Origin of the sequence: Lentzea flava (genome assembly GCF_014648475.1) — a bacterium.
GTDB classification, from domain to species: domain Bacteria; phylum Actinomycetota; class Actinomycetes; order Mycobacteriales; family Pseudonocardiaceae; genus Lentzea; species Lentzea flava.
On sequence record NZ_BMRE01000101.1, the window covers coordinates 1 to 13017 of the forward strand.

10 protein-coding genes are annotated in these 13017 nt (G+C 70.6%); 4 read left to right on the forward strand and 6 right to left on the reverse strand.

The window, feature by feature from the left end; genetic code table 11:
- Positions 1 to 95: 95 nt before the first annotated feature.
- Positions 96 to 1472, reverse strand: a complete 1377-nt coding sequence (locus tag IEZ09_RS44755) for an aminopeptidase P family protein (protein ID WP_189259946.1) — start codon at positions 1470 to 1472, stop codon at positions 96 to 98.
- Positions 1473 to 1643: 171 nt separating this feature from the next.
- Here IEZ09_RS44755 and IEZ09_RS44760 point away from each other — a divergent pair, with 171 nt between their 5' ends.
- The 3 genes from IEZ09_RS44760 to IEZ09_RS44770 are packed head-to-tail and all read left to right on the forward strand — an operon-like array spanning position 1644 to position 4021.
- Positions 1644 to 2156: a hypothetical protein gene (locus IEZ09_RS44760; RefSeq protein WP_189259947.1), complete on the forward strand. Its 513-nt coding sequence runs from the start codon at positions 1644 to 1646 to the stop codon at positions 2154 to 2156.
- Positions 2157 to 2159: 3 nt separating this feature from the next.
- Complete coding sequence (locus IEZ09_RS44765; protein ID WP_189259948.1) at positions 2160 to 3053, forward strand: hypothetical protein; 894 nt, start codon at positions 2160 to 2162, stop codon at positions 3051 to 3053.
- Between the two features lie 26 nt (positions 3054 to 3079).
- The gene (locus IEZ09_RS44770; protein ID WP_189259949.1) at positions 3080 to 4021 is read left to right on the forward strand and encodes a LysR family transcriptional regulator; all 942 of its coding nucleotides are present in this window, start codon (positions 3080 to 3082) and stop codon (positions 4019 to 4021) included.
- Here the strand turns inward: IEZ09_RS44770 and IEZ09_RS44775 are convergent.
- From IEZ09_RS44775 to IEZ09_RS44795, 5 genes are all read right to left on the reverse strand, one after another.
- Entirely contained in the window at positions 4005 to 5354 is a 1350-nt protein-coding gene (locus tag IEZ09_RS44775; RefSeq protein ID WP_189259950.1) for a collagenase, read from the reverse strand. The two genes, IEZ09_RS44770 and IEZ09_RS44775, sit on opposite strands and share 17 nt — an antisense overlap.
- A gap of 142 nt (positions 5355 to 5496) precedes the next feature.
- Positions 5497 to 7074 (reverse strand): MFS transporter, encoded by a 1578-nt coding sequence (locus IEZ09_RS44780; protein ID WP_189259951.1) that lies wholly within the window; start codon positions 7072 to 7074, stop codon positions 5497 to 5499.
- An 885-nt stretch (positions 7075 to 7959) separates the two neighbouring features.
- A complete protein-coding gene (locus IEZ09_RS44785) occupies positions 7960 to 9165 on the reverse strand; it encodes an HNH endonuclease signature motif containing protein (RefSeq protein ID WP_189259952.1) in 1206 nt (401 codons plus the stop codon).
- Positions 9166 to 9442: 277 nt separating this feature from the next.
- Positions 9443 to 10552, reverse strand: coding sequence for a molybdopterin-dependent oxidoreductase (locus IEZ09_RS44790; RefSeq protein WP_189259953.1), 1110 nt, complete (start codon positions 10550 to 10552; stop codon positions 9443 to 9445).
- A gap of 39 nt (positions 10553 to 10591) precedes the next feature.
- Positions 10592 to 11785 carry an MFS transporter gene (locus IEZ09_RS44795; RefSeq protein WP_189259954.1) on the reverse strand — a complete coding sequence of 398 codons (1194 nt, stop codon included), beginning with the start codon at positions 11783 to 11785 and terminating at the stop codon, positions 10592 to 10594.
- Between the two features lie 73 nt (positions 11786 to 11858).
- On the opposite strand from IEZ09_RS44795, the gene IEZ09_RS44800 reads away from it, so the two are divergent.
- Positions 11859 to 12842, forward strand: a complete 984-nt coding sequence (locus IEZ09_RS44800) for a LacI family DNA-binding transcriptional regulator (RefSeq protein ID WP_189259955.1) — start codon at positions 11859 to 11861, stop codon at positions 12840 to 12842.
- The last annotated feature ends 175 nt before the right edge of the window (positions 12843 to 13017 follow it).

Genomic DNA, 13017 nt, shown 5'->3' on the forward strand with positions numbered 1-13017 from the left:
GGCCGCCGCTGACGCGGCGACCCGTCCCAACGAACTCACCCCCGGTTAAAACACCAGGTCCACCTGAGGTGAACAAAAGCGCCGTTCATCGTCTGTCAGGAGCGCTGTTTGCGGACCCAGGCGGACACGTCGTCGGGAGTGATGGGGAGGGCGTCGGAGAGGATTTCGGCGCCGGTCGAGGTGACGACGAGGTCGTCCTCGATGCGCACGCCGATGCCGCGCAGCTCCGGCGGCAGCGTCTCGTCGTTGGGGTGGAAGTACAGGCCCGGCTCGACGGTCAGCGCCATGCCGCGCTCCAGGATGCCCTGCTGGTAGGTCTCCTGGCGGGCGTCGGCGCAGTCGTGCACGTCGAGGCCGAGGAAGTGCCCTGTGCCGCAGACGATGTAGCGCCGGTGGTGCTGGCCGCTCGGGTCGAGCGCCTTGTCGACGCTGACCGGCAGCAGGCCCCAGTCGTGCAGGCCTTCCGCGAGCACGCGCATCGCGGTGTGGTGGAAGGCGCTGTAGTCGTTGCCGGGCCGCACTTCCGCGAGCGCGGCGACGTGCGAGCGGTACACGAGGTCGTAGACCTGGCGCTGCGGCTCGCTGAACTCGCCGCTGACCGGGAACGTGCGGGTGACGTCCGCGGTGTAGAGGGAGTTCATCTCCACACCGGCGTCGAGCAGCAGCAGGTCGGTCTCGTTCACGCGGCCGTCGCAGCGCGTCCAGTGCAGGACCGGGGCGTGCGCTCCGGCGGCGACGATCGAGGTGTAGCCGGGGCCGTTGCCCTCGGTGCGGGCGCGGCGATCGAACGTGCCCTGCAGCCAGCGCTCTCCCCCGCCGCGCACGGCCTGGCCGAGTTCCATGGCGACGTCGGCGAAGCCCTTCACCGAGGCGTCGACTGCCTGACGCAGCTGGTCGATCTCCCAGTCGTCCTTGATCCGGCGCAGCTCGGCGAGCGTGGTGCGCAGCTCGTCGCTGTGCGAGCCGGTCAGCGCGTCCAGCAACGGGTCGACGCCCTTGGCGGTCAGCGTCTCGGGGTGACGGCCGCGCAGCGCGGGCGCGAGGTCCTCCAGCGGGCGGGCCGTGATGCCGAGCGCCTCGCCCCACTCCTTCGGCCCGGCGGCGGCGCCGATCCAGAACGGGCTGCGGTCGGCGTCACCGAAGAAGTCGACGCTGTGCGCCTCCGACGGCACGGGCACGAACAGCGTGGCGTCGGCGTCGGACAGCACCAGCACCGCGCCCTCGACCTGGCAGCCGGTCAGCCACACGAAGTCGCTGTCGGCGCGGAAGTCGTGGAACGTGTCGTTCGATCGGACGTGCGCGCGTCCGGCAGCCAGCGCGATCCGCTTGCCGGGCAGGGCGGCGACGAGCTTGGCGCGGTGGGCCGCGGCAGCCTCGGCGGTGCCCTTCGGCAGGTCGACGGAGCTGTCCCACTCACCCCAACCGTCGCGGATGTACGTGCGGAAACCGTCCGCGTCCACCAGTTTCGCCATGTCACGGCGTGTGCGGGCCACTCTTCGTCCTCTCGCTGCGGGCTGTCCCCCAGCCTGCAGCGGCTCGAACGATCACGCCAATCTCAGTTGACCATAGATTCGTCCTATGGAACGTGGCGGTGTATTCAGCGCTCGGCGGCAGGCCTCTACGTACGAAAGGAGGCATCCACCATGAACCGCCGAGCCCAGATCTGTCTCCTGGCCGCCGCCACGCTGGCCGCCTGCGGTCAGCCGGCCGTGACGCCGAGAGCGCTGCCCCAGGACGACATCACGACCAAGACCACGACGACTACATCGGCATCGACCACGACACCGACCACGGCCGAGGTGATCATCACACAGCCACCTCCGCCACCGCCTCGCCCGACCACGAAGACGACGGTCAAGCCACCGCCGCCACCACCGCCCAAGCCGCGCTGGGTGTTCCCGGCAAGCCTGCGCGGATCGATCGAGCAGCGCACCGGCCAGTCGTTCCCCAGCGCGTGGGCGAGCATGCAGACCGAGCTGGCGAACGTCTGCCCTGGCAAGAAGGTGTGCGTGGGCTTCGCGCTCGTGGTCGACACGTCCACCAACACGCCGGGCGACTGCATCGTCGTCCCGAAGGGCATCAAGGTGCCCGACCCGCTGTACGAGGGCGGCGCCATCACGTTCCGGGTCACCAACAAGCGCTGCTCCGAGGGCTGAGAGATGCGCGCCGTTCCTGCCAGGCCCAAGGACGAGGCGCCGTCGAAGGCGTTGAAGGTCTTCGGGTCCCTGCTCGCACCGACGACCGTGCTGACCGCGCTGCTGTTCTACTTCGGCACGCGGCACGCGACGTTCTTCTGCGAGTGGTTCGGCGTGCACTACTCCGTGCTCGGCCTGTCCGCGCCGGACTACCTGATCCGCAGCTCGGACGGCATGTTCGTACCGCTGACGGTGCTGGCGGCGGCAGGGCTCGCGGCGTTGTGGGGCTACCGCTTCCTGCGGTCGGCGCTGGCGCCGAGGACGTGGCGCGCCTTGGCCCGGCGTGCGGTTCCGGTGCTGGTGGCGCTGGGTTTCGGGCTCCTGCTGCTCGGGCTCACCGGCCTCGCGGTGCCTGCCCTGCTCTACGCCGTGCCCGGACTGCCGGGTGTGTGCGTGGCGCTGGGCGTGATCCTCTTCCCCGTCGCAGAACGCCTGCACGCGACGCTGTCCGGCAAGCTCGCCGCCGGTGCCGTGCCGGTGATCCAGTGGACGTTCACGTTCGTGCTCGCGACCATCGGCCTGTTCTGGGCGGTCACCGACTACTCGGCGGCGGTCGGGCAGGCCAGGGGCTACGAGTACGAGACGAAGCTCGGCGGCATGCCGGAGACCGTCGTGTTCAGCACGAAGGACCTCGGGCTTCGCGGGCCGGGCGTCACGGCGACCGCGTGCACGGCGCAGGACGCGGCGTTCCGGTTCCGCTACGACGGCCTGGTCCTCGTGCTGCAGTCGGGCGGGCAGAGCTTCCTGCTGCCGAAGGGCTGGAACCGGCGCGAGGGCGTGGCCCTGGTGCTGCCCCGTTCGGGGGACGTCCGTCTGGAGTTCTCTCCGCTGGGCGCCGAGCGCGACCGCTCCTGCTGAGACCCGGACGCGTATAGCCTCGCGCTATGGAACTGGAGATCCGGCACCTGCGGGCGATCTGTGCCATCGGCGACGCGGGCAGCGTCTCGCGCGCGGCGACACAGCTCGGCATCTCCCAGCCGTCGCTCACGACGCTGCTGCAGCGGGTCGAGCGGCTGGTCGGCGGCAGGCTCTTCGACCGCGGCCGCTCCGGCGCCACTCCGACCCCGCTCGGCGCGCAAATGCTGCAACGGGCCCGGTTGCTGCTCGTGGAGCTGGAGGCGTTCGGTGCGGCGGTGCCGGTCGACGGGCCGGTGCGGTTCGGGTCGGTGCACATGGAGTGCGTGGCCGCGCTGTTCTCCCGGCTGGAGGAGACGCTGCCCGACGTGACGCTGCACGTCGACCCGTCGTCGACGGCTCTGGCGCTGGCGATCGGCAAGGGGCACCTCGACGCGGCGGTGATCGCGGTCGACGAGGAGGGCGACCTGGGGCTGCCGCGCGGGGTGGCGCAGCGGATCGTCGTGCCGTGGGTGCCGGTGTACGTCGCGCTGCCCGCAGACCACCCGCTGGCCGCGCGGTCCGAAGTGGACCTCGCCGACCTGGCCGGTGAGGCGTGGGTCGGGCCGCCGGGAGCCGAGGACGGGTCGCTCACGACGTTGCGCGCGGCGTGCCGGGCGGCGGGGTTCGTGCCGCGGATCAGGTTCGAGGTGCCGAGCGGGGCCGGTCGCCAGCTGATCGCGGCGGGCAAGGCCGTGCAGCTGGTCGAGCCGACGTCGCAGGGCGGGCCGGGGGTGGCGGTGCGGCCGCTCGCGGGCTCGCCGATGCGGATGCGGCTGGTGTTCTGCTGGCGGCGGGAGCGGCTGACCTGGAGTCAGGCCAGCCGCGTGTTCGCCGAGGTCCTGGGCGCCTACGCGGACCAGGCGCTGGCGAGCCCCGTGTTCCGGCCGTGGTGGGAGGAGTGGGGCTCGGTGCTCACTGCAGCGAACTGAGCCACGTGTACCAGTCGGTGTCGTAGCGGTTGCCGATCATCCGCGTCAGGTGGTCGCGGGCGCCGGCCCAGTCGCCCACGCGGTACTTCGCCAGCACCGTCGTGACGTCCTCGGGGTGCTTCTCGACCAGGTACCGGACCGCGAGGTAACCCCAGTTGTAGACCCGTTTGGTGTCGTGGTCGTAGGTCGTGTCGAACAGCGTGCTCAGGGCGTAGGTGCGCAGTTTCGCCTCGGCGAGCGCCCTGTCGTAGACCACGCCGCGGTAGTGGTACGAGACGTACTCCGCGAAGCCCTCGACCCACCACACCGTCGGTGTCTTCATGTTCTCCTCGAAGTCGCCGTACAGGTCGAACCGGCCGTCGAGGTAGTGGGTGTACTCGTGGTTGAGGTTCCAGATCTGGAACTCGGGGCGCAGCCACTCGGCCTCGTAGGCGATGAACCTCGGCTGGTTGCCCGCCTTCGACGGATCGCCCTCGAGGTACATGCCGCCGTTGTTGGTGTCGATGTCGAACATCACCCCGGCATAGGTGCGGTAGTCGGTGCTGGAGTCGAACACGACGACCTCGAGCGCGGTGTTGAGGTCACCGGCGACCGGGCCGGGATCGCGCACGAGCCCGTGGAAGACCGCGTCCTGCCCGGCGAGGCTCGTGCACGTCCGGCGCAGCTCGTCGGTGGTCAGCTGCTGCGCGCGGATGCGCAACGTGGTGCTGCACGTGTAGCGGATGCCCAGCACCCTGCGGTTGATCTGCTCGCGGAAGTCGCAGGTGCGGTACGCGCGGCAGTTGGCCTTGTCGTACCAGTCGGCCATCTCGGCGACGCCCACCCACATCGGGGCGAGCCGGCCGACGACGTCACCGCGCCTGATCAGGTCGACCAGCAGGGGCCGGACGCGCGCGGCGAGGTCGCGGTGCTGCAGGAACCGGCCGAGCTCGCGGGTCGCGTTGTGCACCAGGTAGGCGCGGTCGGTGCCGAAGAAGCCGAGGTGCCGCACCACGAACCGGCGCAGCGCCCGCAGGATCGCGGTATCGGCCTTGACCGCGGCCAGGAACTCCGGCCGGCCGTGTCCCTGGTAGAGCATGATCATGCCAGCGTGCACCCTGGCGTCGTCGGCGTTGGTGTAGTTGTTCAGCACGTGGGTCAACGCGCGCAGCTCCGCCGGGTAGTCGGTGACGGCCGCGTAGATGGTCGACTGAGGTGACGCGTGGTGCAGGTTCCGCGCCACCTCGGGTGGGAGCAACGGGCTGTTCGGCGAGCCGCTCGCGGGAGCTGCCTGCGCTGCCGCCGGAACGAGAAGCCCGGCCAGCAGGGCCAGGACGAGTGCCGCTAATCGCATCGTTTGTCCTCCGCAGGGAATGTGAGGTGCTCAGGAGCGTCACATCGCCTGCGGGGTCGCGAGCATCTCTTCCGCTCATAGCCCGCCGCTATGGACAACATCGTCAGCCTGTCCTTGCGACGGCTCACGGGTGCTGCGACGCCTAACCGGGTTTCGTCGGCTCGGCGAAGATCAGGTGCCGCACGTGCGGGTCGTCCTTGGCCAGCGCACGTGCGGCCTCCTGGTTCTTCTGGTCCACGACGGTGCCGCGTTCGAGGTGCTGCCGCAGGTGCTCCTGCCACGTCGCCACCGTGAACGTCTCCAGAAACGTCTCGGGCTTCTCGGTGTCGCGGAACAGGCCCCACATCGTCGCCCCGGTCCGCCGGCGTGCCCGCCCGACCCGCTGCATGGCGTCGATGAACTCGTCCTCGTTCTCCTTCGCCACCGGCCATTCGACCGTGACGAGCACCGGCCCGGCGTTGGTGTCGTCGATCTCCGGCGGCGCGTCCCAGTACGTGGCGGGCGTGACGTCGAGCGGCCGGTCCAGCAACGGCAACCACTTCGTCGCCGCGAGCACCGCCACCGCCATCGCCACCGCGGGCACGATCATGGCCTCCCGCAGCCCGTACGCGTCCGCGACGGCACCCCACACCACCGCGCCCAACGCCTGCCCGCCCATGAGAATCAACTGGTAGTACGCCAACGCCCGAGCCCTCGTCCACGACGGCAGCAACACCTGCGCCGTGGCGTTGAACGTCGAGAGCGTCGCGATCCAGCACGCGCCCGTCAGCAACATCGCCACGATCACCAGCACAAAGTTCTCCGTCAGCACCGCCGTGCTGGTGGCCACCGCGTAGAGCCACGTGGCGAACAGGACCATCCGGTTCTTGCTCATGCGCTGCAACAACTTCGGCACGACGAACGCACCACCGATCGCGCCCGCGCCCACACTGCCGAGCAACACGCCGTACCCGCTGGCGTCGAGCTCCAGCGGCCCACGCGCGATGGCCGGCAACAACGCCCACAACCCGCTGCCGAACACAATGAACAGCAACAGCCGCACCAGCACCCGCCGGAACAACGGCGAACTGCCCACGTACCGCGCCCCGGTCCGCACCGCGGTGGTGATGTGCTCGGTCCCCAGTGGACGACTGTCCGACGGCCTGCGCCACCGCGCCAGCACGATCATCACGCCGACGAACGACACGGTGTTGAACGCGAACGTCGCCTCAGGACCCGCCAACGCGATCAGCAACCCGCCCAGCGCGGGCCCGATCGCCCGCCCGACGTTCATGTTGACGCCGTTGAGCAACGCGGCCTGCGGAATCTCCTCCCGCGCCACCAGCTCGGGCTGAATGGCCTGGAACGACGGCATCGACAACGCCTGCCCGACAGCCATCAACGCCAGCAGCCCGAGCAGGCTGACCGGCGTGGCCCTGTCGGTACCGGCGAGCAGCATCAAGCCTGCCGCCCCGGCCAGCATCAGCGCCTGCCCGGACATCAGCACGTGCCGCCGGTCGAGGATGTCGCCCAGCGCCCCGGACGGCACGACCAGCAGGAACACCGGCAGCGTGGTGGCGGTCTGCACGAGCGCGACCTGGAGGGCCGTGCCGCCGAGGTCACCCATGAGCCACTGAGCGCCGACGGTCTGCGCCCACGTACCGATGTTGGAGGCGAACTGGGCGAGCCACAGCGCCCGGAAGGCGCTGCGGCGCAGGGGTGCCCACGCGGAGACAGTCACCGCTCGATCTTCACACCTGGGTGTGCGATCCGCCGAGCGCTTGGGGCTGATGGTCCCGGCAGAGGGGTCGCCAGTGCGGTTTGGTCGCCTTGCGCGGGTGGTTGCGTGTGCGGTTTACCGAGCCGGGTCATTTCATCGCCGCTTCGCGACGATTGCGATTGGGGCTTGACTTCGGGGCCCTTGCGAGGCGCTGGTCGGCCTTCAAAAGCCGGGCATGAGGAGCCCGGCCGATCCGAACACGGTAGCACCTCGCACCCAAAGTCAAGCCCCAATCGCATGTGTGCGTGGTTGCGTTTTGGCGGTCGGGTCCCGGACATTACCGCTTGAACAGCGTGGCATCAGGTGCTGTCCGGCTCGCTTCGCATCGCGGTTTCGGGGATTGCCTCGGCTTTGCCATTTGACAATGCGTGGCAGCGCGGGGCTTTACGGCTTGCGTCGCACAGCCACAGCGCGGGTTGGTGCGTGTCTTCGGCTTTGCCGATTCGACAGCTTTGCCGATACCTCTGGCTTGCCGGTGCCAGGGCCACTGCCTCGCCCGGCCCTCGCCTGTGCGGGCGCCCCTGCCGCATCCGGCCCTTGCCAGCGCCAGCGCCACGGCCTCGTCCGGCCCCCTTGCCTGCGCCGATGCCCCGGCCCCGTCTGAGCCGTTGCTCGTGCCGCTGCCACGGCCTCCGGTCTGGGCGGTCGCCTGTGCTGGTGCCCTGGCCTCGTCTGGCGCGTTGCCGGTGCCGGGTGGCGCTTGGTCAGCGTGATCGCTCGTGTCGCTGTCGCGGCTTTCCGATCCTGGCCGGATTGTGGGCATGGTTGTGCCACGGCCGTGACGGTGCTGCACGGCCGTGGCGGTCGAGATGGTGGTGAGGGGCCGCTCGCGTTCCCTGGTCGGGGTCAGGCGGCGGTGTGGAGCAGGTTGCGTCTGGGTTTTCGCAGCGGGTCCAGCCAAGCCGGCGGATAGAAGACCGGCACTCCCTGCTCCATCTTCACGGCCCACTCGCTGCGGTGGATGAGCGTGTGGTGGTGGCGGCACAGCAGCACGCCGTTGTCGATGCGGGTGTCTCCGCCGTCGGCCCAGTGCTGGATGTGGTGGGCATCGCAATGCTTCGGCGGCCGGCCACACCCAGGGAACGCGCAGCCGTGATCACGGGCGACCAGGGCCCGGCGGATCCCGGCGGTGAACAGCCGCGACCGGCGGCCCACATCGAGCGGCTGCGACCGGCTGCCCATCACCATCGGGATGACCCCCGCCGCACAGGCCAGCTGGCGGACCTGATCGGCCGGGATCCGTTCACCGTTGTCCAGCACCGCGTGACCGGTCTGCTCGGCCAGGGCCTCGTAGGCCATGGTCAAGGTCAACGCGACTGGTTCGCCGCCGTGTTCGGGCAACGTGTCCGCCCGCAGCGTCAGGTCGATCAGTTCGGCCAGGGCGTCGCCCTGGCGCTCGTCGCGCGAGCGCGGGTCCGGACCCTCGGCGGTGGTCGGACGGGGCTTGGCCAGCGGGTCGAGCAGGGTCGCGAACTTGGCGCCGGTGACCGCGTCCATCGTCGCCGCGAGCTTCCAGTCCCCCGTCTTGCTCTGGCGCAGCGTGAGCCGGTTGCCCGCGGGCTCGGGCTCGGGGTCACGCGGCTCGGGATCGTTCTGGTAGAGCCGGTAGGCCAAGTCTGCGCCGAACGAGCGCACCTCGGCGGGCTCGAAGTCGCGGGCCCGGTCCACGAGCAGGGTCTCGGCCTCGGCGGGCAGGGTCTTCATCGCCTCGGCGACCGCGACGACGTGGTCGAGCGACAACGCGCCCTCCGCCGCCGCCGCGGCGGTCGCGGGAAGGGCGGGGGCGAGTTCGTTGCCGGTCGGGGTGATCTCGCTGCTGAGCAGGACGGCCTGCTCGACCCAGCGCCTGGCGGTCGTCGGATCCCAGCGGAGGGCGTGCCGCAGCACCTGCGGCAGAGTTTTGTAGCCGAGTTCGGCGGCGGCTCCGCGCCGATTCAGCTCGGCGATTTCCTGCATCACTGCATATTCGCGTGCCCGGATTTCCGTCACCTTGCCGACGATGCTGCGCAGCAGCTCGCCGGTGGAGAGGAGAGGAAGCCTGGGGTCGCTCACGTGTTCGACTCTACCGCAAGATCACGAGAATATTACGGTCGAAAATGAACACCATCGAGTGAATCGAACCACCACGTAGCAATACCGCGCTGTTCAAGCGGTAATTCCCGGAACCCGACCGCCGAAAAGCGGCCACGCACGCTCGCGATTGGGGCTTGACTTTGGGTGCGAGGTGCTACCGTGCTCGGATCGGAGTCAAGCCCCAATCGCAATCGTCGCGAAGCGGCGATGACGCAACCAACGCTCGTCAATGGACCCACACAGCCAAGCTGAACGCTCACACAACCGTCACCGGATGCTTCACCACAGCCCCGAACAGATAGCCCTGCGTGTTGAAGGGCGCCGACTCGGGCTGATCATCGACCCGCACCCGCAGCACGTGCGCCCCGGGAGTGGCCCGCCACGGAATCTGCCACCGAGTCCACCCACCGCCCGACACCGGAGTCGCCCGCCGCCACGTCCGCCCGTCCGTCGACACCGAAATCCGCCGCACCCCGCCCGGCGCCCACGCCCGCCCGGTCAGCAGCTGCCGCCCAGCGGTCAGCGTCGCCTCCCACGGCAACTCGAACGCACCCTTGGCGACCTGCGACGTCACCAGCGTCCCTGCGGCCGGGTACGAAGGCCCGAGCAGCCGGTAGAAGTCCGTGTCCCACGGCGAGTGCAGCGGCGTCGACGACACCTCCAGCGATCCCAGCCACTTGATGCTCGCGATCCCGACCCACCCCGGCACCACCAGCCGGGCCGGGTACCCGTGGTCCGCCGGCAGGTCGACGCCGTTCATCTCGTACGCGACCAGCACGTCGTCCAACGCCTTCGACACCGGTAGCGGCCGCCGCACCCGTCCGTGGTTCACGCCGCCGCTCACGTACTCGTCGTCCAGCCCGGCCGGCATGACGTCCACCGCGGACTCCCGCACCCCGGCCAGCCGCAGCAGCTCGCGGAGCGGCACTCCGCGCCACCGGGCGTTGCCCACCGCTCCGAGCTTCCACGGCGTGCCCGGGACCGGTTGGCCCTGCTGCGTCGTGAAGAAGCTGCGGCCGTTGCCCGCGCACTCGATCACGGCTTCCACCGTGCAGGACGGCAGCGCTCGCAAGTCGCGCAACGACAACGACAACGGGCGCGACACCCCGGATCCGAAGATCCGCAGCCGCCACGCGGAGCCGTCGAGCAACGGCGTCGAGGTGTGGTTGCGCACGAAGAACTTCGACACCGGCACCAGGGAGCCGACGTCGCGCAGCGCCTCCCAGCGCGTCTCCGCGTTGGTGCCGTGCACGATGAAGTCGCTGGCGGGCAACGGCTTCACGATCGGAGAAGCCGCCGCCGCCACAGCCCGCGACGGTAGCACCGTGAGTCCTGCCGCGATCAGGACGCCGCGCCGAGAGATCATGCGTTCGACGCTATCGGCCCTCACAAGAGGCCGTCCCACTCAACGAGACGTGTCGGTATCAGAGTGAATCGGCCGCAGAGCGGGCACGAGCGCGAGCGCGGGCAGCAGCAACAGCGGGACCACGAGCAGGGCGCGCAGCACGCCCACCTGGTCACCGAGCAGCCCGACCAGCGGCGGTCCCGCGAGGAAGGCGGTGTAGCCGATCACCGCGACCACGCTCACCCGAGCCGCCGCGTGCGCGGGGTCGTCCGCCGCGGCGCTCATCCCGACCGGGAAGCCCAGCGCGGTCCCGAGGCCCCACACCGCGACGCCCGCGACCGCCACCACCGGGGATCCGCCGAACACCGCCAGGCCGACGCCGGTCGCGGCCAGCAGCATGGTGGCCACCAGCACCGGCACGCGGCCCCACCGGTCCAGCGCGATCGTGCCGAAGATCCGGCCGCACGTCATCGTCGTGACGAAGACGGCGAACACCACCGCGCCCATCGCGGGCTCGAAGGCGTAGCCGTCGATGAACGCGACCGCCACCCAGTCGTTCGCGGTGCCCTCGGTGAACGCCAGCACCAGCACGAGCAACCCGACCAGCAGCGTGCGGGGCTCCCGCCACGCCGCCATCACTCCGCTGCCACCGCCACCGTGCTGCGCCTCGCCGCCGAACCGGTACGTTCGCGCCGCCACCAGCGTGCCGCCCGCGACCACCGCCGCCACGGTGGCCAGGTGCAGGGTCACCGGCAGAACCGCCCACGCCGCCAAAGATGCGAGTCCGGCGGCGGCCACGGTGCCGAGGCTCCACATCGCGTGGAAGCGCGGCATGACCGTTTTTCCCAGTGCGCGTTCGACTTCCGCGGCCTCGACGTTCATCGCCACGTCGCACAGACCGGAACCGTAGCCCAGCACGAAGATCCCGACCGCGGTCAGCGCCACCGACGGGAAGGCTCCGATGCCGACACCCGCCACCGCGAGACCGGCCGACACCACCACGGCCGACACGCACACCGTGCGCCGGGCTCCGAGCCGGTGCGTGACCTCGCCCGCCGTGAGCATCGCCAGGAACGCGCCCAGCGACATCGACAACAGCAGCAGGCCGAGCGCACCCGCGGACAGGCCGAGCGCGTCACGGGCGGCGGGCACGCGGGCGAACCACGTCGCCACGGCGACGCCGTTGAGTCCGAAGGTGACCGCGACACCCGCCGCGGCGGCCCGGACCTGCCTGCGCGGCAACGTGACCGTCATCCCGGTCCCCCTTTCTCGATACACAAAGTACATACCCCACACATGGAAGCGCTTCCACCGCAATACTGTGGAGATGAAGGGACAACGCAGCGCGACGCTGGACGACGTGGCACGGGCCGCCGGAGTCTCACGAGCGACCGCCTCACGTGTGGTCACCGGTCAGGGCCCGGCGTCGTCGCGGGCGCGCGACCGGGTCACCGCCGCAGTGATCGAACTGGGCTACGTGCCCGACGCCGCCGCCCGCGCACTGGCCTCCCGCAGCGGTACCCGCCTCGCCATCGCCGTCATCGGCCACACCGCCGCCGTGCTCGACGATCCCTACGTGGGCCGCGTGCTGACCACGGCCGCGCACATCGCCGCCGAGCGCGAGGTCGGTGTGTCCCTGCACTGGCTACCCCTGAACGAGCCGGTCACGCTCGCCGCACTGGCGGGCAGCCGCGGCCTCGGCGGGCTGCTCGTGGTCAACCCGACGCGACCGGCGCTCGAGACCGTGCCGCGCGACCTGCGCGGCCGGGTCGCCGCGATCGGGGTGGGCACGCGGCACGTGCCGTCGTTCGACGTGGACAACCGCACCGGCACCGCGGGGGTCGTGCAGCACCTGGTGAGCACCGGCCGGCGCCGGATCGCGATGGTCACCGGCCCGTCGTGGCTGCCGTGCGGCGACCGCGCCGTCGAGGCCTACCAGCGGGTGATGCGGGACAGCGGCGGCGAGACCAGGGTCGTCCCCGGCGACTTCACCGCGGCCCGCGGCGCCGAGGCGGCCGCCGAGATCATGGCCCGCTGGCCGGACACCGACGCCGTGTTCGCGCTCAGCGACCTCACCGCGCTGGGTGTCCTCGACGGACTGCACGCGCTCGGCGTCTCGGTGCCGGGAGACGTGGCGGTCGCCGGGTTCGACGACATCGCGTTCGCGTCGCTCAGCCGCCCCGCGCTCACCACGTCCACTCACCCGGTGGAGGAGATCGCCGCGGCGGCGGCGCGGGCCGTGCTCGACCGCGAGGGCGCGGACCACGCCACGTTCTTCCCCTCCACGCTGGTCGTTCGCGAAAGCGCCTGAGAGACCAGGCGTTCACCGCCAGGACGGCGGAGGCCGTGTACGGCGCAAATGCACGCCGCACACGGCCTCTCCCCCCCTCACGAGCGGGCTGGGGGTCCCACTCGTCTACCGGGCGGCGGTCTTCAGTCTCAGCTGAGTTGACACAGTTCGTGTCGCGGAGCAAGTGACACACCCT

Bases quoted from the DNA above. Each gene is read 5' to 3' on its own strand.
- IEZ09_RS44775 (WP_189259950.1), bottom strand. From the start codon at position 5,354: ATGCGATTAGCGGCACTCGTCCTGGCCCTGCTGGCCGGGCTTCTCGTT.
- IEZ09_RS44800 (WP_189259955.1), top strand. From the start codon at position 11,859: ATGAAGGGACAACGCAGCGCGACGCTGGACGACGTGGCACGGGCCGCC.
- IEZ09_RS44795 (WP_189259954.1), bottom strand. From the start codon at position 11,785: ATGACGGTCACGTTGCCGCGCAGGCAGGTCCGGGCCGCCGCGGCGGGT.
- IEZ09_RS44755 (WP_189259946.1), bottom strand. From the start codon at position 1,472: ATGGCGAAACTGGTGGACGCGGACGGTTTCCGCACGTACATCCGCGAC.
- IEZ09_RS44790 (WP_189259953.1), bottom strand. From the start codon at position 10,552: ATGATCTCTCGGCGCGGCGTCCTGATCGCGGCAGGACTCACGGTGCTA.
- IEZ09_RS44770 (WP_189259949.1), top strand. From the start codon at position 3,080: ATGGAACTGGAGATCCGGCACCTGCGGGCGATCTGTGCCATCGGCGAC.
- IEZ09_RS44760 (WP_189259947.1), top strand. From the start codon at position 1,644: ATGAACCGCCGAGCCCAGATCTGTCTCCTGGCCGCCGCCACGCTGGCC.
- IEZ09_RS44765 (WP_189259948.1), top strand. From the start codon at position 2,160: ATGCGCGCCGTTCCTGCCAGGCCCAAGGACGAGGCGCCGTCGAAGGCG.